Annotated in this window: 25 protein-coding genes; 12 read left to right on the top strand and 13 right to left on the bottom strand. The window is 62.1% G+C overall.

The features are described 5' to 3' along the window. The 5 genes from SYN9616_RS17950 to SYN9616_RS0107990 all read right to left on the bottom strand — a co-directional run. Window positions 1-155: sugar phosphate nucleotidyltransferase (locus tag SYN9616_RS17950; protein WP_037990831.1), on the bottom strand; the 155-nt coding region annotated here is incomplete at its 3' end. A gap of 51 nt (window positions 156-206) precedes the next feature. Continuing rightward, entirely contained in the window at window positions 207-731 is a 525-nt protein-coding gene (locus tag SYN9616_RS0108005; protein WP_028952620.1) for an isoprenylcysteine carboxylmethyltransferase family protein, read from the bottom strand. Next, complete coding sequence (locus SYN9616_RS0108000) at window positions 731-1258, bottom strand: L,D-transpeptidase (protein WP_028952619.1); 528 nt, start codon at window positions 1256-1258, stop codon at window positions 731-733. Before SYN9616_RS0108000 ends, SYN9616_RS0108005 begins: the two co-directional genes overlap by 1 nt. Window positions 1259-1359: 101 nt before the next feature. Further along, window positions 1360-1767 carry a hypothetical protein gene (locus SYN9616_RS15520; RefSeq protein WP_051410988.1) on the bottom strand — a complete coding sequence of 136 codons (408 nt, stop codon included), beginning with the start codon at window positions 1765-1767 and terminating at the stop codon, window positions 1360-1362. Continuing rightward, complete coding sequence (locus SYN9616_RS0107990; protein ID WP_028952618.1) at window positions 1764-2324, bottom strand: acireductone dioxygenase; 561 nt, start codon at window positions 2322-2324, stop codon at window positions 1764-1766. Before SYN9616_RS0107990 ends, SYN9616_RS15520 begins: the two co-directional genes overlap by 4 nt. A gap of 103 nt (window positions 2325-2427) precedes the next feature. On the opposite strand from SYN9616_RS0107990, the gene SYN9616_RS0107985 reads away from it, so the two are divergent. Continuing rightward, window positions 2428-3102: a precorrin-2 C(20)-methyltransferase gene (locus SYN9616_RS0107985; RefSeq protein ID WP_232200177.1), complete on the top strand. Its 675-nt coding sequence runs from the start codon at window positions 2428-2430 to the stop codon at window positions 3100-3102. On the opposite strand, the gene SYN9616_RS0107980 is transcribed toward SYN9616_RS0107985, so the two are convergent. After that, complete coding sequence (locus tag SYN9616_RS0107980) at window positions 3075-5081, bottom strand: glycosyltransferase (protein ID WP_028952616.1); 2007 nt, start codon at window positions 5079-5081, stop codon at window positions 3075-3077. The two genes, SYN9616_RS0107985 and SYN9616_RS0107980, sit on opposite strands and share 28 nt — an antisense overlap. Next, window positions 5032-6069 (bottom strand): tRNA dihydrouridine synthase DusB, encoded by a 1038-nt coding sequence (gene dusB / locus SYN9616_RS15515; protein WP_051411101.1) that lies wholly within the window; start codon window positions 6067-6069, stop codon window positions 5032-5034. Before dusB ends, SYN9616_RS0107980 begins: the two co-directional genes overlap by 50 nt. Before the next feature lie 6 nt (window positions 6070-6075). On the opposite strand from dusB, the gene SYN9616_RS0107970 reads away from it, so the two are divergent. Further along, window positions 6076-6543: a DUF1823 family protein gene (locus SYN9616_RS0107970; RefSeq protein WP_028952615.1), complete on the top strand. Its 468-nt coding sequence runs from the start codon at window positions 6076-6078 to the stop codon at window positions 6541-6543. Here the strand turns inward: SYN9616_RS0107970 and SYN9616_RS0107965 are convergent, their stop codons facing one another. Then, window positions 6544-6927: a L,D-transpeptidase gene (locus SYN9616_RS0107965; protein WP_028952614.1), complete on the bottom strand. Its 384-nt coding sequence runs from the start codon at window positions 6925-6927 to the stop codon at window positions 6544-6546. It abuts the gene before it with no gap. A 118-nt stretch (window positions 6928-7045) separates the two neighbouring features. Here SYN9616_RS0107965 and der point away from each other — a divergent pair, with 118 nt between their 5' ends. From der to proC, 6 genes are all read left to right on the top strand, one after another. Then, window positions 7046-8413 carry a ribosome biogenesis GTPase Der gene (gene der, locus SYN9616_RS0107960; protein WP_028952613.1) on the top strand — a complete coding sequence of 456 codons (1368 nt, stop codon included), beginning with the start codon at window positions 7046-7048 and terminating at the stop codon, window positions 8411-8413. 3 nt (window positions 8414-8416) lie between these two features. Further along, a complete protein-coding gene (locus SYN9616_RS0107955) occupies window positions 8417-9325 on the top strand; it encodes an energy-coupling factor transporter transmembrane component T (protein WP_028952612.1) in 909 nt (302 codons plus the stop codon). A 14-nt stretch (window positions 9326-9339) separates the two neighbouring features. Beyond that, window positions 9340-9606 carry a PipX family protein gene (locus SYN9616_RS0107950; protein WP_028952611.1) on the top strand — a complete coding sequence of 89 codons (267 nt, stop codon included), beginning with the start codon at window positions 9340-9342 and terminating at the stop codon, window positions 9604-9606. Window positions 9607-9610: 4 nt separating this feature from the next. After that, entirely contained in the window at window positions 9611-10267 is a 657-nt protein-coding gene (locus tag SYN9616_RS0107945) for a YggS family pyridoxal phosphate-dependent enzyme (protein ID WP_028952610.1), read from the top strand. Between the two features lie 77 nt (window positions 10268-10344). Beyond that, the gene (locus SYN9616_RS0107940; protein WP_028952609.1) at window positions 10345-10908 is read left to right on the top strand and encodes a cell division protein SepF; all 564 of its coding nucleotides are present in this window, start codon (window positions 10345-10347) and stop codon (window positions 10906-10908) included. 20 nt (window positions 10909-10928) lie between these two features. Then, complete coding sequence (proC, locus tag SYN9616_RS0107935) at window positions 10929-11744, top strand: pyrroline-5-carboxylate reductase (protein WP_028952608.1); 816 nt, start codon at window positions 10929-10931, stop codon at window positions 11742-11744. Between the two features lie 64 nt (window positions 11745-11808). On the opposite strand, the gene SYN9616_RS15510 is transcribed toward proC, so the two are convergent. Genes SYN9616_RS15510 through hpf form a run of 5 tightly spaced genes read right to left on the bottom strand, consistent with a single transcriptional unit; the run spans window position 11809 to window position 16453 of the window. Further along, entirely contained in the window at window positions 11809-12978 is a 1170-nt protein-coding gene (locus tag SYN9616_RS15510; RefSeq protein WP_037990826.1) for a glycosyltransferase family 4 protein, read from the bottom strand. Between the two features lie 33 nt (window positions 12979-13011). Beyond that, a complete protein-coding gene (locus tag SYN9616_RS0107915; protein WP_084218326.1) occupies window positions 13012-14310 on the bottom strand; it encodes an MFS transporter in 1299 nt (432 codons plus the stop codon). A gap of 53 nt (window positions 14311-14363) precedes the next feature. Beyond that, window positions 14364-15173, bottom strand: a complete 810-nt coding sequence (recO, locus tag SYN9616_RS0107910) for a DNA repair protein RecO (RefSeq protein ID WP_028952605.1) — start codon at window positions 15171-15173, stop codon at window positions 14364-14366. Beyond that, window positions 15174-15851, bottom strand: a complete 678-nt coding sequence (deoC, locus tag SYN9616_RS0107905; protein WP_028952604.1) for a deoxyribose-phosphate aldolase — start codon at window positions 15849-15851, stop codon at window positions 15174-15176. Window positions 15852-15865: 14 nt separating this feature from the next. Further along, window positions 15866-16453, bottom strand: a complete 588-nt coding sequence (hpf, locus tag SYN9616_RS0107900) for a ribosome hibernation-promoting factor, HPF/YfiA family (RefSeq protein ID WP_028952603.1) — start codon at window positions 16451-16453, stop codon at window positions 15866-15868. A 10-nt stretch (window positions 16454-16463) separates the two neighbouring features. Between hpf and lipB the strand changes: the two genes are divergently transcribed. The 4 genes from lipB (at window position 16464) to SYN9616_RS0107880 (ending at window position 21072) form a co-directional block, all read left to right on the top strand. Continuing rightward, on the top strand, window positions 16464-17165 hold the full coding sequence (lipB, locus tag SYN9616_RS0107895; RefSeq protein ID WP_028952602.1) for a lipoyl(octanoyl) transferase LipB: 702 nt from the start codon (window positions 16464-16466) through the stop codon (window positions 17163-17165). A 31-nt stretch (window positions 17166-17196) separates the two neighbouring features. Next, on the top strand, window positions 17197-19146 hold the full coding sequence (locus SYN9616_RS0107890; RefSeq protein ID WP_037990820.1) for an AMP-binding protein: 1950 nt from the start codon (window positions 17197-17199) through the stop codon (window positions 19144-19146). Between the two features lie 46 nt (window positions 19147-19192). Next, complete coding sequence (locus tag SYN9616_RS0107885; protein WP_028952600.1) at window positions 19193-19636, top strand: YlqD family protein; 444 nt, start codon at window positions 19193-19195, stop codon at window positions 19634-19636. Window positions 19637-19701: 65 nt separating this feature from the next. Then, the gene (locus SYN9616_RS0107880; protein ID WP_028952599.1) at window positions 19702-21072 is read left to right on the top strand and encodes a dihydrolipoamide acetyltransferase family protein; all 1371 of its coding nucleotides are present in this window, start codon (window positions 19702-19704) and stop codon (window positions 21070-21072) included. Window positions 21073-21074: the final 2 nt, after the last annotated feature.

Genomic DNA, 21074 nt, shown 5'->3' with positions numbered 1-21074 from the left:
CCCGCCAGCATCAGCGTGCTGAGTGGGTAATAGATCATCGGCTTGTCATACACCGGCAGTAACTGTTTGCTGACGGCTTGCGTGATCGGATGAAGCCTGGTGCCACTACCCCCAGCGAGGATGATTCCCTTGCGGTCGCTAGCCCCCAACGTCATCAGATCTTGAAAATTTCCAACATTTCAGCACGAAGAGGTCTGGCACAGCTTTTATCGCGAACGCCAGTCAAGGCCAGGCAGTCCTGGAACGATGGCCGGGACGCTCTGGCGGTATTGGGCATAGTCGGGATGCTTGGCCAGCAAGGCTTTCTCTTCGCGTTTGGCCTTGCCGCGCAGAACCATGGTGAGAGCGATCAGCAGCAGCAGGTGCAGAACACTCCCCAGGGCAATCACCACACCAAGTGAGCAGACCAGCACCGCCTGATACAGCGGATGGCGACAGCGTTGGTAGGCCCCGTTGGTGATTAGGCGGTTGTCGTCGCGTGGAGCAGGGAGTGGCGAGAGGCTGGCGCCAAGAGCCAGAAATCCCTGTCCGGCCAGTGCAAAGCCAGCCAGCACAATCAGGCTCCCGAGGCCAAACAGAGGTCGCGGCCAGATGGCCAGTCCCCAGGTCGCCGGAGCCGGCCATGGTGGCAAGAGGTGGGCGGCGATCAGGATCATCTGGGCCAGGAGCCACCATTCGCCTCTCCTGTTATCGAGCCAGCCACCCCAGGTCAGTCCCCATCGAGAGACCATCAATCGTTCACCACCAGTGCCTGAACGTTTCGGCGCTCAATCAGATCGGCCAGTTTCAACATGTCGCTGCGGCGAATTAGGCCAACGCATCCGAGTGTGCCGCTGTTGGCATTGCGATTGGCGCTTGGGTCGAGGTGAATGCCGAGGTGGCCCCGTCCCGTGCGGAACAGAGGCTCAATACCGATCCAGACGGGACCCAATTCACTGGGATCCTGAGGGCCGAGGGGCTCCACAGGGCCCAGGCTGTATCGGCCGGCGGGGAGAGGGGCCCGAGTGCCGGCAACGTGGCGATCAGCGTTCTGTCGATGGGCGCGACCAGTGACCGCTTCGAAGTGCAGTGTTGTTTCGCCAGGGCTCTCAAGACGAAGATTCCAGATCGGATCTCCTGTGCGGGAGAGCTGGCGCGAGGTTCGCTCCAGAACCAGGACGGATTCGGACGACGGCAGCGTCGCCAGGTCGTTGGCACTGGCCGGTGCCTGCAAGGCAGGAATCAGCAGGGTTGCCGCCAGAACGCGCGCTGAATTCATCCATCAAAGAAAAAGAGAAGCGCACCGTATGGAGATCTTCTTTTTTTCGAGGAGAAAAAAGTCGGTTGTTTAGGCGTCTCCGACTGGACCCGAGCCGGGACTTACAGCTCGTCGTTTACCAGTTCGCGTGCCTTTTCCGCATCCATCGACGTCAGCCCGCAGTCGTCATCGAGTTCCGGCTGCAACATTCCGGCGGCTTTGATCACCTGTGGATTGGTCAGCACAGTGGGGCTGATCCCCATTTCGCGCAGGGCGATGGGCATGGCCTTGTTGATCTGGCGCTGACTAAGGCGTCCGGCCTTCACCAGACATTGACCATTGGCAAGCGTGCTGGCAGCAAACGATCGAATGCTTCTCGCCAGCTCGATCCTGGCCACCTTGCGGGCGACTGATGCATCGTCCGCCCAGGTGCGTTCAGCAACCAGTGCTGAGCTGGCCACAACGATGATCAGACCGAAGGACAGCTTGACCCAATGCATGGGCCGATTCGGCAGGGGGACGTTGCTCATTCCAGCCTCGGAAACCGTTCCGCAATCGGATCTCCGGTGAAGGTTGCCAGCCAACCCGGGTTGTTGCCATGGAAACGCAGGACGCAGAACTGCGGCTGATCGCCCATGTCAAACCAGTGGCGAGTGCCGGCGGGAATCTGAATCAGATCATCCCGTTCACAGAGAACGGCAAGCACTTCAGTTCCGATGTGCAGACAGAACAGCCCGCGGCCCTCCACGAAAAAGCGCACCTCGTCATCGGTATGGGTGTGTTCACTGAGAAAACGTCGACGCAGAGAGTCCTTGTCGGGATGGCTCGGTGTGACCCGCAGAGCATCAACGCTGGCGTGCCCTGCTTCTGAGAGGACTCGCTCCACATCTGTTCTGAAGGCCTGCAGAACCGTTGTCTGATCAGCACCCTGGGGTAAACGGGTCCGCACCGGCCAGCGCTCGAAGCCGATCCCCCGCTGGCCAAGCTCCTGCTGGATGGTCAGCGGATCGTGGCTCACCAGCAGCGGCTCGGCGGGCCTCGCCCCGCCATCCGCCGCACTCTCTGGAAAGATGCTGAGGCGACTCACCGTCTGACTCCGGACGACAGGTTCCCTGGCCATCATCGACCCGCAGAACTGGGGAGCACTCACGCTTGTCGGAGTCGGTCCAGGAGATCCCGATCTGCTCACAGTGGCCGCGGTCCGTGCCATCGAACAGGCTGATCTGATCGTTGCCCCGGTGGCTTGTGAGGGCGGAATCAGCATGGCGATGCGGATCGCCAGTCACTGGATCAAGCCTGATCAGCCCCAGCTTTCGGTGGTGTTTCCAATGGTGGAGGCACCGGAACCACGACAACAGGCCTGGAAGGCTGCGGCCGATCTGCTGGCGTCTGAAGTCTCCACCGGCAAACAGGTGGTGCTGCTTTGTGAGGGGGATGCCTCCTTGTTTGCCAGCGGCAGCTATGTGTTGTTGTCCCTACAGCAACGTCACCCCAGTTGCCAGCTGCGGGTGATCCCTGGAATCACATCCTTCTCGTCGACGGCAGCAGCGGCTGTCTGGCCCCTGGCGCTGCAGCAGGACCAGCTCCTGGTGGCTCCCTGTCCTGATTCCGAGTTGGATTTCGAGAGGATGGCCAGCCACGCCGAGGAGCAGGGACAAAACCTGGCCTTGCTCAAGCTTGGACGTCGTTGGCGCTGGCTTCGTCCTCTTCTGGAGCAGCGAGGTCTCCTGTCTCGTTCTCTATTTGCCGAGAAGGTGGGATGGCCTGACCAATGCATTGCTCCTGCCGAGCAGATCGCAGCTGAAGAACGTCCCTACTTCTCACTGCTGCTGATCCGTCAAAGATGGCCTGATGTGTTGCCTTGAGGGGCGATGGGGATGAGGCTTCGATGCAGGGGGCCAAGGTCAGGACGGCCCTGCAGCAGTCGCTTTAGCAGAACCAGCAGGGCTTTCCATTCCTGCGGAGCGATGCGATCCACCCAGCACTGATCGCGTCCGTAGAGCCATGTCATCAGCGCCCTGCGCTGCATCGCGTCCATGGGTTCCCAGCTCACGGAGTGAGCTGACGCACCAACCGCCTTGAGCGAGAAGTGCAGGGCCGGGATCCGACTGTCCCACTGCACTTGGCTGCTCGCCACCAAAGGAGGAGCGGATCCCTCGAAGCTGAGCTCGGCTCCCTGTTCGCTGATGGCCCTGATCCGGCAGGGGTGTAGATGGCCGCCAGCGTCACCGATCCATGCCTCGAGATCGACGGCGAACCAGGGGCTGGCATTGTCAATCGCGGGATCCCAGCAGGCTCTCAGCGCGATCAACGTTCCCAGCAGATTGAGGCAGGCCCAAACCAGGCCGAGCATTCCTTGATCCCACGCCCGCGGCCCCAGCGCGGGTAGGGAGAACAGAAGCAGAATCAGATTGGTTGCATTGAGTGCGGAGAGCAGCAGCAGGGGCGCTGCCAGGGCCCAGCTCCAGCCGGCTCTCGAACGGGTCTGATGTTTGGGCGTGACCTGGAAGCCCAGGCGACGCCCCAGGCTGCTGCTGATCACGGTGAGGGTGAGCGGCACGGTGAGCACCCAGCTGGTGAGTTCCCCCAGCAGTGCTGCACGGCTGCCACGATTGAGCCAGCCGATGCCCAGGAGCATCGTTCCCCAGAGGGGCACGAGCAGGTACAGGATCGCCTCAACGCTGATGTTGATCGGTGTGATTCCCAGCAAGCCGTAACTCAGGGGCATCAACATCAGGATCAGTCTGGGGATGTTGTTGAGCCAATGGATCACTCCCTCCAGATAGGCCAGTCGTTGCCCGATTGAGAGGTTCTTGGCGCGGAGAGGCCCGCTCTCCAGATGCAAACTCTGCAAGGTGCCAGCAGCCCAGCGTTGGCGCTGGCGAACGAAATCGAGCATCGATTCCGCCGCCAGGCCGGCACTCAGCTTTTGCTGGAGGTAAACCAATCGCCAACCCTTCGCTCTGAGTGCAATGCCGGTGACAAAGTCCTCGGACAGCGCTTGCTCAACGAATCCCCCAACCTGTTGGAGGGCCTCGCGTTTCACGACGAATGAGGTGCCGGCGCACACCACAGCACCCCAGCCGTCCCGCACCGGCTCGATCCAGCGATAAAAGCTCTCCTCATCCGGCAGCAGCCATCGCTCCATTCCCAGATTGCGCATCACTGGATCGGCATTCATGAAGCACTGAGGCGTCTGAACCAAGCCGATGCCGGGATCCTCGAGCAGTCCGATGCTGCATTCCAGAAACCGCTGCTGGGGAATGAAGTCGGCATCGAACACGGCGATCAGTTCGCCTCGGCCGAGGCGGAGCCCATCGTTGAGATTGCCGGCTTTGGCATTGGCCCGTTCCGGTCTGTGGCGGTAGTGGCATCCCAGGTGTCGAGACAGCGCTCTGACGTCGTTTCGGTTGCTGTCATCCAGCAGATACACCGAGGTGTGTGGGTAGGTCTGGTTCAGGCAGCCCATCAGGGTGCGCTCAAGCACGTCCAGAGGTTCTCCCCAGGTCGGGATCAAGATGTCGACGTGGGGCTTCCAGGCGCTGTTGCGAAAGGCCTTGGCTGTCTCATGCGCCTGCTGTCGACGGTCGGGGAATCTCCTCCAGGCCAGCCATAAGGGCAACAACCCGGTCACCAGTAACCAGCTTTCTGCCGCAAGCAACACCCGGCTGAGGGCGGTGGATGCTGGGGACTCAAGGTTGAGGCTGGCTGTGCAGCGCCAGGCCAGATATCGAATGATCAGCCCGGTGATCAGCAGGATCAGGCTTCGGCGGGCCCATAGCGGCGAGTGCGCCTCAGGTCGTCGGGTGAGCCAGAGGGGCCAGAGGAGCAGAAGCAGGCTCACTCAGAACCCTGATTTGATCATTAATCAACGTTAAGGCGGCCTCTGGTGTGGGCGCGCGCATCAGGGCCTGGCGCAGCTGCGGAGCTCCCTGAAAACCCGTGCAGGTCCAACCCATGTGCTTCCTGGCGATCAGCAGGCCGTGATCGCCTCGGGCTTTCACAAGAGCCAGCATTTGATCGCGAGCCAGTTCAACCCGTTCCAGCGGTCCAGGGGTGGACGGGACTGAACGGCCGTTCAATGCAGCATCGATCTGCCCCACCAGCCAGGGTGCGCCCATGGTCCCCCTACCCACCATCACGCCATCGGCGCCCGTCTGCTCGAGGCATCTCAGGGCATCATCCGGCGTTCTGATGTCGCCGTTGGCGATCAAGGGAATCGACAGGTGCTTTTTCACCTCGGCAATCGCCTGCCAATCGGCTGCTCCTTTAAAGGCCTGCTCGCGGGTGCGGCCATGCAGGGTGAGCATCTGGGCCCCTGCCTGCTGAAGCAGGCGGCACCACTGCACCGGGTCCAGGTTGGTGCCGCACCAGCCCAGACGTGTTTTTACTGTGACGGGCAGATTCACCGCGCCGACAACTCTTTCGACGATTCGTGCGGCCAGATCCGGATCCCTGATCAGTCCGGAGCCACCGCCTTTGCGGGCGATCTTGCGGACCGGACAGCCCATGTTGATGTCAATCAAGTAGGCACCGGCGTCCTCAGCGCGTTTCGCTGCCTCCGCCATGGCAGTGGGACGGTGATCGAAGAGCTGCACGCCGATGGGTCCGGGCTCCTCGCCGAGTTCCTCCACCTTCCCGCGTCCGAACCCCAGCTCGAGGCTGGTGGCATTGACCATTTCGGTGAACAGGAGGGCTTTGGGAGCCCAGCGACGTACCAGATCGCGGAACACCCTGTCACTCACTCCGGCCAATGGCGATTGAAGGACGCGGCAGGACAGTTCCCGAGGACTGCCTCGGCCGGGTAGCAGGAGAGGGCGACACGTCAGCATCACTCCATGCTGCCGATCCACGTGTCTGACCCCTGGCCCCTCAGTCGCGCTCTGTTTCAACAGATTCTTGAGGATCGCTGCAGTGATCAGTTCGTCTGTGAACGGATCTGGGAGCGACTGGGCTATCTGGCTGGAGATGACGGCTGGCACGCCGGACCCGACACACCTGCGGTGTGGTCAGAAGCATTCCCGAACGCTCCGGAGCTGATTGCCGAGCGTCCGCCATCGGTGCAGCTCACCCGCTCCATCCCCAAGGAGCACAAACAGCTCCTCAAGCAGCAGCTTGGCTTCACGGGATACCGCATCGGCGAGCTCTATCCGAGGCGCACCCGTCGGGCCACAGCGGTGAGCTGGCTGTTGGCCTGGCTGAGGCAACAGGGGGAGCCCCTGGCTGAGACGGGCCCCCTGGCTCCTGGGTTGGCCGTTCCCGAGAACCCTGTGGCCGGTCACCCAGGGGACCGGCCTGTGCGCTGATCAGGCCTGGATTGAGATCGGCGTGCCGGTGGGCGTGTTCTGGAACAGCCAGCGGGCATGGGCCAAGGGCATGCGCACGCAGCCGTTGCTGCGGGGGACTCCAAAGGCCTGTCCAGCGTTCTCCTGCCAGGGAGCGGCATGGATGCAGATGGCTTCGTTGGCGCTTACGCACATCGTGTAAGGGACGCCGTGCACCACGTACGTGCGTCCCCGCATCGTGGTGGAGCGGTACTTCGTGAACACCTTGCTGTTGAAGATCGGGGTCGGTGTGGAGGCTTTGCCGGTGCTGACCGGAATCACCCGAACAATTTCCTGATTGCTGTCGTAGACGGTCAGGTTCTGGTCGGAGAGATCGACCACAAGGCTGGCGACGAGCTCGAGCATGACGCTTCAAGACACTGCCCACCACATAGCCGTCTCAAATGAGACTCATTAGTCTCTCTTGGGAAGTTTTCCGTTTCGGCGCCTTTGTAGGGTCATGAATTGATCGGAGTTCCGCCCTTTGGCGCGCCCCGTCATCGCAATCATCGGACGCCCCAACGTCGGCAAGTCCACGCTGGTCAATCGCCTGTGTCGCAGCAGGGAGGCGATCGTCCACGATCAGCCCGGCGTCACACGCGATCGCACCTATCAGGATGGTTTCTGGCGGGACCGCGAGTTCAAGGTGGTGGACACCGGCGGGCTGGTTTTCGACGACGACAGTGAGTTCCTGCCGGAGATCCGTGAACAGGCAGCCCTGGCCCTCGAAGAGGCCAGCGTTGCATTGGTAATCGCTGATGGTCAGCAGGGGATCACGGCCGCGGACGAATCGATTGCTGAGTTTCTGCGCACGCAGTCCTGCCCGACCTTGCTGGCTGTGAACAAATGCGAGTCGCCTGAGCAGGGTGCGGCGATGGCCGCCGAGTTCTGGAGCCTGGGACTGGGGGAGCCCTATCCGATCTCAGCGATTCATGGAGTCGGAACCGGTGAGTTGCTGGACCATGTGCTTACTTTCCTGCCACCCAAAGATCAGGAGGGAGAGCAGGAGGAGCCGATTCAACTGGCGATCATCGGTCGGCCGAATGTTGGCAAATCAAGCCTGCTTAATGCCATCTGCGGTGAGACCCGCGCCATCGTCAGCCCGATTCGCGGCACGACCCGCGACACGATTGACACCAGCATCGAACGCGAGAACCGAACCTGGCGATTGGTCGATACAGCGGGGATCCGGCGGCGCCGCAGCGTCAGTTATGGACCCGAGTACTTCGGCATCAATCGCAGCTTCAAGGCGATCGAACGCAGCGATGTTTGCGTGTTGGTGATCGATGCTCTCGATGGTGTGACCGAGCAGGATCAGCGCTTGGCCGGGCGGATCGAGGAAGACGGCAGGGCCTGTGTCGTGGTGGTCAACAAGTGGGATGCCGTCGAAAAGGACAGCCACACGATGCCCGCCATGGAGAAGGAGCTGCGGGCAAAGCTTTATTTCCTGGACTGGGCGCCGATGCTGTTCACCTCCGCGCTGACCGGGCAGCGGGTGGACAGCATTTTTGCCATTGCCGCTGTGGCCGTTGAGCAACATCGGCGGCGGGTGAGCACGTCCGTTGTCAATGAAGTGCTCAAGGAAGCCTTGAGCTGGCGCAGTCCACCCACCACACGCGGTGGTCGCCAGGGACGGTTGTATTACGGCACGCAGGTCGCCAGCCGTCCGCCCAGCTTCACGTTGTTTGTGAATGAGCCGAAGCTGTTCGGCGAAACCTATCGCCGTTATGTCGAACGCCAGATCCGTGAGGGCCTTGGTTTCGATGGCACTCCCGTGAAACTGTTTTGGCGCGGCAAGCAACAGCGTGATGTTGAGCGTGATCTTGCCCGCCAGCAGAAGCGTCAGAGCTGATTCATGGATTGGCTGCGTCAGATCCCCATGGGGCAGTACGTCGATGGCTCCACCGGTTGGATGCGTCGACTGGACCCTCGCCTGAAGCTCGCCTGGTCGCTGCTGTTTTTGCTGACGCCGGTCCTGGCGGGACCCATCTGGCGGTTGGCTCTGGTGCTGGTGCTTCTGCTGCTCACCCTGGGCAGTGGTTTGCCAGTGCGGCTCTGGTGGCGCTCCCTGATGGTCCTGATGCTGCTGGCGGCGGCCGTCGGGATCCTGTCCATGCTGCTGCCAGCCGTTGATCCTCCGGCTGCTCTGGCGCTGCGTCCGGACGATGAGCTGCCCGGAGCCGCTGCTGAGGGGCCAGCCTGGGATCTGGTGCGCCTGGGGCCCTGGCGGATCGGGTCGTTTGCCCTTGGTCCCCTGGTGATTGACCGTGCCTCAGCTCTGCTCGGTTTACGCACGTCCACGCTCATCTTCACGGTGATTCACAGCGTCAACCTCGTGTTGATCACCACCACGCCGGAGGATCTGGTCTGGGCTCTGAACTGGTGTCTGTCTCCGCTGCAGCGTCTTGGTTTGCCGATGGACCGGTTGGGATTTCAGCTGTTGCTGGCGCTGCGTTTCCTGCCCCTGGTTCAGGAGGAGCTGCAGAACCTGCTGCGCTCACTCATCAGTCGGGCAGTGAGTCTCAGGCGGCTTGGCTTCAAGGCCGCCTTTGGGCTCGTGCTCGCTGTTGGTGAGCGCTTGCTTGCCAACATCCTGCTTCGCGCCGAGCAGGGCGCCGAGGCCCTGGTCGCCCGCGGTGGCCGGGTGATGGGTCCAGATGTGTTCCGATTGCAGCGCCATCCGCCCGCCCGTTGGTTAAATCTCCTGGCAGCAGTCAGCCTGCTGCTTTTGCTGGGATTGCGCGGAAAGTACGGTGAGCTGTAGGTGTGAGCCGCTGGATGAGTGCTGAGCGCTATCTCAATCACCCCACTTTCGGGATGCTGTATCGGGTGGCCCCTGCGGGAGAGGGGCGTGACGTGTACGCCACGCTGTATGCCCAACGCATGTTCTTCCTGGTGACCCTGCAGCCCCGGGGTGCCCAGTTCGAGGTCATTCCCTATCAGGATGCCCGCCACCACGCTGAGGTCCATCTCAATCGCTGTCGCCGCGACGCGCCGGCAGAGGTTGAGAACTGGCGGCAGCTGTTCGATCAGACATTCATCTGACGCCGTGCCCTCGCACTCCGTTGATCGCTGGCATGACCTGAGGGCTCAGCTGCCGGAGAGGTCCCGCTTGTTGGCGGTGAGCAAGGGGCACCCGGCTACAGCGATCCAAGAGATTGCAGCCCTGGGGCAGACAGCCTTTGGTGAAAGTCGGCTTCAGGAAGCGCAGCGGAAACAGGCCGAGCTTGATGACCTCGCGCTGAACTGGCATTTCATCGGTCGCCTGCAGAGCAACAAGGTGCGCGCTGTGGTGCGTGCCTTTGGCGTGATCCATTCCCTGGAGTCCTGGAGCCTGGCGGAGCGGATCGCTCGGATTGCATCTGAGGAAAACCGAAGCCCTGAGGTGTTTTTGCAGGTGAAGTTGCGTCCTGATCCGAACAAGGGGGGCTGGTCGGCGGCGGAGTTGTTGGATGTGTGGCCCAGGCTCCGGGAGCTTCCGGCTCTGCGTATCCGCGGACTGATGACCATGGCCCCCCAGGGATTGACCTCCCAGGAGCGCCATGTGCTGTTCGGGGAGTGTGCTGCTCTTGCCGATCGCCTCGCGCTGCCGGAGCGCTCCATGGGGATGAGCGGCGACTGGCGTGAGGCGGTGGCAGCGGGCAGTACGTGGTTGCGGCTCGGATCCGCCCTCTTTGGTCCACGTCCACCGGTAAAAGACGGTTGACAGTGACTTGCTCCTGGCTGATCGGAACGCTATTTAGGGGTATGGCCCTACCTGTCTCAGGCCGAGAGGAATCCAAGGTGTCGCTGATTTCCCGTCTACGTGCTGTCGTCGCCGGAGATGATTACCTCGATGGTGAGCTCGACGACTTCGCCTACGACGACGAGCAGGTTGAAGATGATCAGCGTGCCAGTCAGGCCGATGGTGGTGCGTTAGCGACCATTGGAGACAGCAATCCGTTTGATCTTGGAGACAGCCTGCCTGGATCAAATGTGATCGGCATGCCGGGAATCAGCACTGCATCGGCAGAAGTCAATCTCATGGAGCCCAGAAGCTTTGATGAGATGCCACGTGCGATCCAGGCCTTGCGCGAACGTAAAACTGTCATCCTCAATCTGACGATGATGGAGCCGGATCAGGCTCAGCGCGCTGTTGATTTCGTGGCGGGGGGAACCTTCGCCATTGATGGCCATCAGGAGCGTGTCGGCGAAAGTATTTTTCTGTTCGCACCGAGCTGCGTCACTGTCACCAATGCCACCCACGAAGAGGCCTCGAGCCCCACGGTGGTAACCAGGGAATCGGACTCCTCAGAGTTGGAATCCGTTTCAGCCCCTTCTCCAGCCTGGGGAGCTGCAGCCCTTTGAAGGGCTGAAATTCCAGCGTTGTGAAGGCTGCGATTGGGGTGATTGGCCTGGGCCGCATGGCTCAGGCGCTGGTACAGCCGCTTCTTGAACGGGGCGATCTCGATCCAGCTGATCTGATTGCCGTTGTGGGCAGTGAAGCAAGGGTTCAGAGCCTCAGATCCGAACTGCCTGAAGGAATCAGCCTTCATGTGGCGGCCTCTGAGCCAGCCCAGCAGGTCTGGCATGTTCCCCTGCAGTTGCTCGCTGTTAAACCCCAGCAGCTGGACGCCGTCGCTGCAGCTGCGCCGGCGCAGGTGGCTGGCAAACCACTGCTGATTTCTGTGTTGGCTGGAGTGTCGCTGCAGCGTCTCCAACAGCTGTTCCCGCACCATCGCTGCGTACGCGCCGTGCCCAACACGCCTTCCTTGGTGGGTGCTGGTCTGACGGCCCTGGCTTGGGGAGAGGGGGTCGGCTCCGATCAGCAGAGCAAGGTCTTGGATCTGTTCCGCACGGTTGGTGAAGTGCTCGAGCTGCCCGAGGCGAAGCTCGATGCCTTCCTGGCATTGACGTCTTCAGGTCCTGCCTTCGTCGCTGTGGTGGCGGAAGCGATGGCCGATGGGGCTGTTGCAGCCGGCCTGCCGAGGGCTTTGGCACACCGTCTCAGCCATCGCACCCTTGCTGGCACGGCGGCCCTGCTTCAGGGCCGGGAACTGCATCCTGCTGTGCTCAAGGACATGGTGAGCTCTCCGGGTGGCACCACCATCGCTGGGTTGCGCGTGTTGGAAGAGTCGGGCTTGCGCTCCGCACTCATCGAAGCGGTCATTGCGGCGGCGGAACGCAGTCGGGAACTGGCCTGACGTCGCATGTTGCCCTTCGTCGAAGAGCACTAGTTCAAACTGCTGCTATTCAAGCTGCCCCTGTTCAGGCAGCCAGCGGTGCAGCAGGAATCAGGGTGCTGTACAAGGCCTCAATGGCGTCAATATTGCTGCCAAGCGTGTACCGCTCGAGGATTCGCTGGCGTGCCTGATGGCCAAGTTCCCTCGTGAGCACCGGCTGTTCTTTCAGAACGGGCAGCAGGGTGCGCAGCTGGGTGGTGACCCCCTGGGTGCTCATCACAATGCCGGCGCCCTGATCGAGCACCTCTCCGTCAGCACCGGCATCCGTGGCGACACATGCGGTGCCACAGGCCATGGCTTCCAGTAACGCCAGTGACAGGCCTTCAACGAGGCTGGGAAGCAGGAAGACCTCAGCACACTGCAGCAGGGCGACCCTGGCATCCAGGTCCTCCTCGTACCCCCACCAGAGCACGTTGGGATCGTCGTAGCTGTTCTGAAGGGTGCTGCGCAGCGGGCCATCTCCAACGATCACCAACTTGCAGCCTTCCGGTGACACCAGTCGCCAGGCCCGCAGAAGCGCCTCGACATTTTTCTCGGTGGCCAGTCGACCCATGTACAGGAAGATCCGCTCCCCTCCAAGCCGCTGATGGATCCGCTGCTGGATGAATGAACTTTTGCCGGAGCCGGCCGGCCTCCAGCGCTCGGGATCGACGCCGTTGGGAATCACTTTCAGTCGATCAGCCGGGACACCCAGACGTTCCAGGACCTCCGCCTGGAGCTTTGAAAACACGATCACCCGGTCGTAGCGGGCCAGAGCCGGCGCGTACAACTGATAAGAGAGTTGTTGCGTGCCTGCAGTGAGATTGCGGAGACTGGAATCGAAGGGTGGGTGAAAGGTGGCGACCAGAGGCACACCCAGCTGCTGACAGAGATCTGGTAGTCGGAAATCAAGCGGCGAAAGCGTCAGGCTGGCGTGTACAAGATCAGGCTTCAGCCGCGCAAGGCAGTCCCGCAACTCCCGATGGGCACTGGGGGAGGGAATTGTGTACACCTGGGATTTCACCAGATAGGGCAGGCTCACATCCGGATCATTCGCCAGAAACGCGGTGGCAGATCCTTCTGGACTGCGGGGGTTATCGAAGTGAATGAAGTGAGTTTGATGGCCGCGAACGCGCAAAGCCTCCGTGGTGATCAACCCGTAGGAGACATTCCCGCAGAACGGCGACTTCTTACCCAACCAGGCGATCTGCGCCAACCTCGACGACCCTCCTCCTGGGGAACCGGAAAGTTAGCAGCGCTTCCAAGGTCTCTCCAGCAAGGCCGCAAGACCGGCCAGGGCAGCCAGCAGGATCAGCACCGGTTCCAGCCCGATGCTGCTCACCAGGGTGCCGGCCAGAACCAGCGGCAGGCTTAGGGCGATGTTGATCAGATTGTTCTGAAGGCCGAAGACTCGGCCTCGCTCCGTTTCCGGTGTGTCCTCCTGAATGGTGGTCTGCGCCGGGATGGCCACGAGGGCCGCCCCAACGCCCAACACCATGCAAAGCGTCAACGTCACCAGCAAACGTCCCTGAAGCTGTCCAAGCAGTGCCAGGCAGACCGTGATGGCCGCCAGGCCACTGGCCCCGAGATGGTGCCGGCTGATCTGATGCCCAAGCTGCGCTGTGAGGACGGCGCCGATGGCCATGCCGAGTCCGCTCATGGCCAGCAGGGTCCCGAAGCCTGTCGGTCCGAGGCTGCCGATCGATCCCGCCAGGCTGATGGCCAGTACGTACATCGCCGCCAGCAAGCTGTAGAGCAACACCAGGTTGCGCATGGCCCTGCGCACTGAGGCCCGCTTGACGAGGACCTGGAGTCCTTCTCGAAGCTCCTGTCCGATTCCGATGCTGCGTGGTGTTTGGGGTGTTTCGTTCAGTCGGATCGCGCTGATGCTGAATGCCGCCATGCCGTAACAGAACGGCAGCAGAAGAAATTCGCCGCCGGATAACCCGATTTTCAGGAAGGTCTGATTGAGCAACCTCAAAATCGGCTGGCCGAGGGCGAAGCCGATGATCGTGGCGGCCATGCTGGTGGCCTGATACAGCGAGTTCGCGGCCAGCAGTTTGTTGCCTGGAACGAGGAGGGGGATCGCTGCTTGCTCAGCCGGTGCAAAAAACTGGGTGAGCACCGACTCCAGGAAGGTCATCAGCAACAGCGCCCAGTACCCCCAGCTCAGGCCGAGAAACAGGGGGCCAGGCATCAAGCAGAACGGGGCGAACAGCACAAGCAGCGCCCGCATCGCATTGGAGATCACCATCACCCGTCGTTTCGGCCACCGGTCTGCCCAGACTCCGGCCAGCATCCCCAGCAGGATGGCCGGCAGCGTATTGGCCACGTAGATGCCCGTGGCCAGCAGGGTGATCCGCTCGGCCCTCGTCTCGATATCCATCCGAATCGCTGAGGCGATTTCCGTCAGAGCTCCATGGCTCTGCGGGTCGCTGCTCACCCAGTACTGGGCGATCAGAAACACCATCAGAACGATGTAGAACTTGTCGGCCAGCTGGGAGAAGATCTGGCCGATCCAAAGCTTCCTGAAGCCATCGAGACGCATTACGGATCGCAGTCCGCGACCCCCGTCCGATGGAAGGCTGGAGTCGGTGCCGCTCAAGATCCTTTCTCGTCGCCGTCATGATCGCCCATGTCTGGCGTCTGCAGGCTGTCTCTCAACATCGCCAGGGCACGGTTCTTGCGTTGCAGATGGGTTTGGATCCAGACATCGATCACCGTCAGCAGCCTCAACCACACCCGTCGAGGGCCCATCAGGTCTCCGTTCTGCCGACGCGGGAGATCCGCCCGGATGAGCCGCTGCAGCAGGGCAAGCTCGGAGGGATTGAGCTCCAGGCGTGCCTGCGGCTGCGAGCCGATCGCGAATCCATCCTCCGGCAGCAGGCTGCAGCGCCAGTGCCATTGCCCGAGTGGAGGCTGCAGAGGAACGCCAGTGAGGCAGCAGCTCTGCAACGGCAGGCTGTAGCCCCCAAGCGTGAGCAGGTGGACGCAAGCCTGAACTGACGATGCCAGAACCTCGTCTCGGCTCAGGTCGCTTGATTCAAGTCGCTCCAAGTGCAGGATCACGGTGGTGAACAGTCCTGGGATCGGGTCGTTGTCGGCCGTGAGTCGCAGGCAGAGATCGCTGAGCGCCTGAGAGGCGGCCAGGGTTTCCAGGTCGCGCCCCAGTCTGGAGAAGCTGCGCTGAATTCGGAGTTGTCTCACGCGCGCCAGGCCGCTGCGCCCGCCCACCTGAAGCTCGAGCAGGGTGAGCGGTGCTGCAGCCGCGAGACTGCTTTTGGGACGTCGAGCGCCCGGGACCGCCAGTCGGGTGATGCCTTCCTCATCGCTGAGCAGGGTCAGCAATCGGTCGTGTTCTCCCAGTGGGCCCACCTTCAGGACGAGGCCCTCCAGGCGTCGTTCGCTCACCTAACCGGCGGGCCGTCTTAACGCCTGAAGCAGCTGGGGAGCGCTGCTCGTACCCAGCAGGGAGGCGCCGGCTTCCACCAGGTCGATCGCCAGCTCTGGCGTGTGAATTCCGCCAGCGGCTTTGACGGCACAGCGGCCTCGAGCGAGGCCCAGCAACTGTTTCACCTGGGTTGTGCTGGTGGCAGGCCCGAAGCCGTTACTGGTTTGTAGACCGGCGGCACCGGCATCGATTGCTGCGTCCACCGCCAGCGTGATCAGGTCTTCGCTGAGCCGGGCCATATCCAGCACGACTCTCACTGGAAGTCCCAGTTCGCAAATACCAGCGATTTCTTCAGCGAAGGCACCGGAGTTCTGATTGATCAGGGCCGTGAAATCGGGAACCATGTCCAGCTCTTCAGCCCCCCGTGCCGCAGCCCATTCCGCTTCCATCTGCTTGAGCTCGCCTGGCAATGAGCCGAAAGGGAAGCCAACCACCGCCACCAGGCGTGGTCCTCCGGTTTTTCCAAGTCTTTCCCGCAGGGGTTCCAGCAGTCGCAGGGTGGTGCAGATCGCGCGCACGTTCTCCTGCCGGCCGGCATCACAGGCGGTGATCAGCTCCTCCTGCGTCAGCAGAGGGTCGAGGATGGCCTGATCCATCAGCGGAGGCAGATCCGGCAGCTCCAGCTTCGACTCGACCATTGGTGACTGGCGGCTCAGTTCCTCGCCTGGATCACACCGTATCCGCCGTGATTGCGGTGATAGATCACCTGAAGCTCATCGCTGTCACGCTCCCGGAACAGGTAAAAGTCGTGATCGATCAGATCCAGCTGCCGGCGCGCCTCATCGAGGCTCATCGGTGGCATTGAAAAGTATTTGCGTCGCACGCCGGGGTTGGGCAGTTCCGCCTCACGACCCTTGAGCAACGACTCATCCACCTGGCTCTCGGCGCTGACGGTTTCCGTGCCCGGCGTGATGCTGGCCCGATGGCCATGGCTGTGATGGTGGTCGCTGTGGCGGTCCTTCCAGCGACGCAGCTGCCGACAGAGCTTGCCGGCAGCAAGATCGATGCTGGCGTAGAGGTTCTCACTGCGTTCCTGTGCCCGGATCACGGTTCCATTGGCGAACACCGTCACCTCCGCCGTCTGCTGCGGTACCCGTGGGTTCCTGGCCACGGACAGGTGAACGTCCGCCTCTCGCACCACGTCGCCGAAATGATGAATGGCCCGCTCCAGCTTTGTCTGGGTATAGGTCCTCAGGGCAGGCGTGATCTCGAGGTTGCGACCATGGATCAGCAACTTCATGCCTTGTTCCTTGCCGGTTGTTAACAGCAAGTTAGATCCGGTGAGCGCATCGGCACACCCAGAGGGAGCAATTTGTTTCCAGCCGCCGGATCCGGTCCCCTTTGAAATCGCCTGGGCGGATCAACGTCGCTGGCAGGAACGCCTGATGGCCGATGTCACGGCACCGGAGGCGGTCTGGATCCTGCAGCACCCCCCCTGCTACACCCTTGGGCGCGGGGCAAGCCTCGATCATCTCCATTTCGATGTGGCGCAGCCGCCACATCCGCTGCATCACATCGATCGAGGCGGTGAGGTGACCCACCATGTGCCGGGTCAGATCGTTGTTTATCCCGTGTTGGATCTGCAGCGCCGCACGCCTGATCTGCATGTCCATCTGCGGGTGCTGGAGCAGGTGTTGATCGATGTGTTGGCTGAGCTGGGTCTATGTGGGGAACGCCAGGCGGGACTCACCGGGCTGTGGCTGGACGGCCGCAAGGTTGGTGCGATCGGAATCGGCTGCCGTCGTTGGATCACCCAGCATGGTCTCTCGCTGAATGTCGACTGCGATCTGAGCGGTTTCAGCGCGATCACCGCCTGCGGGCTTGAGGGGCGCGAGGTGGGGCGTTTGTCGGAGTGGATCCCTGGATTGACGACAGACCAGGTGCAGCCTCTGATCCTCAATGCCCTCGCCGATCAATTCCGTCTTTTCTGGCAGGAGTCGCCTGGATCGTGATAGGCCTGACTGAGAGCTCAAGGATCCGCTGATGAGTGCGCAACCTGCAGGAGTTGCCAAGGTCGGCTGGACCGCGACCGAGCGCGAGCAGCGTGGGCTTCTAGGTCACAGCCATGTCGATGGGTTGACTCGGATTGATGCGGTCTGGCCCTGGCTGGCAGACCACCACGGCAAGCTCATGGCTGTGGATGCTCCCCATGCCGCCCATCCGGAATGTTTCAGCTTCGACGAACTGGCACAGAGGATTTCTGAGGCGGCGGTTGGGTTTCGAAACCAAGGGATCGAGCCGGGCGATGTCGTCGCCCTCTTCGCTGAAAACAGTCCCCGCTGGCTGGTGGCGGATCAGGGGCTGATGCGAGCCGGCGCAGCCGATGCGGTGCGCGGGGCGTCCGCGCCGGTGGAAGAGCTGCGTTACATCCTCGAAGACTGCGGTGCCACAGCTCTGATCGTGCAGAACGCCGATCTCTGGCGTCGTCTGCAGCTGACGCCGGATCAGCGCAACCGGCTCCGGTTCGTGTTGCAGCTTGAGGGTGATGCGGTGGATGAGCTTCTTAGTTGGGACGACCTGCTGCGTTCAGCGCAGGGAAGCGCTGAGCTGGAGCTGCAGGGTGATGCGGAGGCCGTTGCCACCGTTCTGTACACATCCGGGACCACTGGCCAGCCCAAAGGGGTTCCGCTCACTCACGGCAACCTGTTGCACCAGATGCGCTCCCTGGCCTCTGTGGCGTTTCCGGAGCCCGGGTCTCCCGTGCTGAGCGTGTTGCCGATCTGGCACGCCTATGAGCGAAGCGCCAGCTATTACTTCCTGTCCTGCGCCTGCTCGCAGACCTACACCACGATCAAACAGCTCAAGAAGGACCTGCCGCGCGTTCGTCCGATTGCCATGGCAACCGTCCCAAGGCTTTGGGAGGCAGTTCAGGCGGGTTTTGAGGATGTCCTGAAGACCTTCCCGCCCTCGCGACAGCGCCTCCTGAGGGCGGCCCTGGCCAACAGTGCCGCTCACTGCCTCGCCAAGCGTCAGGCCTGGAACCTGATGCTCGAGCCCGCCTCCGCTGCAGACCGTCTGCTGAGCGCGCTGACTGCAGGGCTGCGCTGGCCTCTGCACGCTCTCGCCTCCTCTCTGATCTGGCCCAAGCTGCGCCGCCAGTTGAGCGGAGGCCAGTTGCGCTATCCGATCAGTGGTGGCGGGGCCATTGCACCCCACATCGACGCCTTCTTTGAAGCGGTGGGGATTGAACTTCTTGTGGGATATGGCCTGACGGAAACAAGCCCTGTGGTGAGTTGCCGCCGGCCGTGGCGCAACATCCGCGGCAGTTCCGGTTTGCCGATGCCCGAGACGGAGTTCCGCATCGTTGAGCCTGAATCGGGGGAGGCGCTGGGATTCCGTCAGCGCGGGCGTGTGTTGGTGAGGGGCCCGCAGGTGATGAAGGGATACCTGGGCAAGCCGGAGGCCACGGCCAAGGTGCTCGATGCGGATGGCTGGTTCGACACAGGGGACCTGGGCATGCTTCTCCCGGATGGCTCACTGGCCCTGACCGGTCGTGCCAAGGACACCATCGTTCTGAGCAGTGGCGAGAACATTGAGCCTGGGCCGCTGGAGGAAGCGCTTGTCGCCAGCCCGTTGATCGAGCAGGTGATGCTGGTTGGACAGGATGAGCGCCAACTTGGAGCGCTGCTGGTCCCGAGGCCGGAGATGATCAGGCCCTGGGCGCAGGACAACAACCTGTCCGTGCCTGATGATCTCGGGGGATTCCCTGGAGATCCAGCACTGCTGAAACTGTTGATGCGGGAATCCAATCAACTGCTCAAACAGCGCAAGGGAGCCCGCGGAGATGAACGGCTGGCGGGTGTTGTGCTGGTTGCTCCCTTCAGCATTGAGAACGGACTGCTGACCCAGACGCTCAAGCAACGGCGTGACCGGATCACTGCTAGGGACGCTGCCCTGATCGAAATTCTCTATGGGAGAGGAAACCGAGATTGACCTCTGCGCCTGTGGCTGAGACGCTTGCGGCAACTCCTTCAATATCATGTCCGACGGCACCACCCTGACGATCAAGCGTCCAATCACCGTCCGCGCTGTGGTGACACCCACTTGGAAGGAGGAAGCCGAACGGGAGATCAGCAACAGCATTGCCGGCCTGGATCAGCAGCTGGCCCAGCTGGAGCAGGAAGGCCAGCAGGTGGTCGATGAAGTCCGCCGCCAGAGTGCCAATCCTCTTGATCCCCGAGTTCAGGATCAAGTGGCTCAGATCCAGCAGCAGGTTGCCGCCAAGCGTTCCGAACTGGAGGAGCAAAAACGCACCTTCCTGCAGCAGCAGTCCCAAGTGCGTGAACTTGAGATGGATCAGATCGTTGAGCAGGGCCAGCTGGAGAGCACCTGTGAGCTCAAGGTCGGAGACAACCTCGTGGAGAAGATGCAGGTGGCAATTGTGGTGCGGGACGGCGTCGTCCAGTCGGTTGAAGGCGCCTGATCCTGAGCGGTCACTGGCTTCAGCCGGCTCGTACACTCCCCTGATATGCCCACTCGGAGACGGTTTTGGCGACCTTCGACATCTTCATGCCAGCCCTGAGCTCGACGATGACGGAGGGCAAGATCGTCGAGTGGCTGAAGCAACCGGGCGACAAGGTCGGTCGTGGTGAATCGGTGCTGGTGGTTGAGTCCGATAAGGCTGATATGGACGTGGAGTCGTTCCAGGACGGCTTCCTGGCTGCCGTGCTGATGCCAGCGGGCAGTACGGCACCTGTCGGCGAAACCATCGGCCTGATTGTTGAAACCGAGGCGGAGATCGCTGAAGCCAAGGCCAAAGCACCAACTCCCACTGCATCGGCCACTTCATCGGCCGCGGCATCGGCTTCCACAACGGTTGAGGCACCGCCAGCTGCTCCAGCCCCTTCAGCGCCAGCTCCTGTGGCTGCAGCACCGGTATCGACTCCAGCACCCGCCCCCGCTCCGGTGGCCCCCGTGCTGGCAGCTCCCGTGGTGAACGACGGCCGCATCGTGGCGAGCCCCCGTGCCAAGAAGCTCGCCTCCCAGATGGGGGTGGACCTTGCCACCGTCCGCGGCAGCGGTCCCCATGGCCGCATTCAGGCGGAAGACGTGGAGCAGGCAAGCGGACAGCCCATCACTGTTCCACGGGTGGCGGAAGGATCTGCACCGGCCGCCGCTGGCCATGGCGTGCCAGCGCCTGCAGCCGAGGCCGCGGCTGCACCGGCCGGCAACAGCTTTGGCCGTCCAGGAGACACGGTCCCGTTCAACACGCTCCAGGGAGCCGTGAACCGCAACATGGAGGCCAGTCTGGCGGTCCCCTGTTTCCGGGTCGGCTACACGATCACCACCGACAAACTCGATCGCTTTTACAAACAGGTGAAGCCAAAGGGCGTCACCATGACGGCTCTGCTTGCAAAGGCGGTGGCCGTCACGCTGGCCCGGCATCCCCAGGTGAATGCCGCGACGACCCCTGCCGGGATGGCTTACCCCGCAGACGTGAATGTGGCGATTGCGGTGGCCATGGAGGACGGCGGCCTGATCACACCAGTCCTGCGTCAAGCCGATCGCACCGATCTCTATGAGATGTCACGCCAGTGGAAGGATCTGGTCAAGCGATCCCGCAGTAAACAGCTGCAGCCCGAGGAGTACAGCACCGGGACCTTCACCCTCTCCAACCTCGGCATGTTCGGGGTGGATCGCTTTGATGCAATTCTTCCTCCAGGCACTGGAGCGATCCTGGCCGTCGCTGCGTCACGTCCCACCGTTGTGGCTGGTGCGGATGGATCGATTGCCGTGAAGCGTCAGATGCAGGTCAATCTCACGGCTGATCATCGGGTGATCTACGGCGCCAATGGTGCGGCGTTCCTCAAGGATCTTGCTGAGTTGATCGAACGTCGTCCGGAGAGTTTGGCTCTCTGATC

Origin of the sequence: Synechococcus sp. CC9616, assembly GCF_000515235.1 — a bacterium.
Classification (GTDB): domain Bacteria; phylum Cyanobacteriota; class Cyanobacteriia; order PCC-6307; family Cyanobiaceae; genus Parasynechococcus.
The sequence above is the reverse complement of the archived record's forward strand: the minus strand, read 5'-3'. Positions and strand labels throughout refer to the sequence as shown.

What these genes read in the sequence shown, in the direction of transcription:
- deoC (WP_028952604.1), bottom strand. Translation starts at nt 15,851, where the DNA reads ATGGTCGAGTCGAAGCTGGAGCTGCCGGATCTGCCTCCGCTGATGGAT.
- hpf (WP_028952603.1), bottom strand. Translation starts at nt 16,453, where the DNA reads ATGAAGTTGCTGATCCATGGTCGCAACCTCGAGATCACGCCTGCCCTG.
- SYN9616_RS0107950 (WP_028952611.1), top strand. Translation starts at nt 9,340, where the DNA reads ATGAGTGCTGAGCGCTATCTCAATCACCCCACTTTCGGGATGCTGTAT.
- dusB (WP_051411101.1), bottom strand. Translation starts at nt 6,069, where the DNA reads ATGCTGACGTGTCGCCCTCTCCTGCTACCCGGCCGAGGCAGTCCTCGG.
- SYN9616_RS0107955 (WP_028952612.1), top strand. Translation starts at nt 8,417, where the DNA reads ATGGATTGGCTGCGTCAGATCCCCATGGGGCAGTACGTCGATGGCTCC.
- SYN9616_RS0107915 (WP_084218326.1), bottom strand. Translation starts at nt 14,310, where the DNA reads ATGCGTCTCGATGGCTTCAGGAAGCTTTGGATCGGCCAGATCTTCTCC.
- SYN9616_RS0107970 (WP_028952615.1), top strand. Translation starts at nt 6,076, where the DNA reads ATGCTGCCGATCCACGTGTCTGACCCCTGGCCCCTCAGTCGCGCTCTG.
- SYN9616_RS0107885 (WP_028952600.1), top strand. Translation starts at nt 19,193, where the DNA reads ATGTCCGACGGCACCACCCTGACGATCAAGCGTCCAATCACCGTCCGC.
- SYN9616_RS0107890 (WP_037990820.1), top strand. Translation starts at nt 17,197, where the DNA reads ATGAGTGCGCAACCTGCAGGAGTTGCCAAGGTCGGCTGGACCGCGACC.
- SYN9616_RS0108000 (WP_028952619.1), bottom strand. Translation starts at nt 1,258, where the DNA reads ATGAATTCAGCGCGCGTTCTGGCGGCAACCCTGCTGATTCCTGCCTTG.
- SYN9616_RS0108005 (WP_028952620.1), bottom strand. Translation starts at nt 731, where the DNA reads ATGGTCTCTCGATGGGGACTGACCTGGGGTGGCTGGCTCGATAACAGG.
- SYN9616_RS15520 (WP_051410988.1), bottom strand. Translation starts at nt 1,767, where the DNA reads ATGAGCAACGTCCCCCTGCCGAATCGGCCCATGCATTGGGTCAAGCTG.
- SYN9616_RS0107965 (WP_028952614.1), bottom strand. Translation starts at nt 6,927, where the DNA reads ATGCTCGAGCTCGTCGCCAGCCTTGTGGTCGATCTCTCCGACCAGAAC.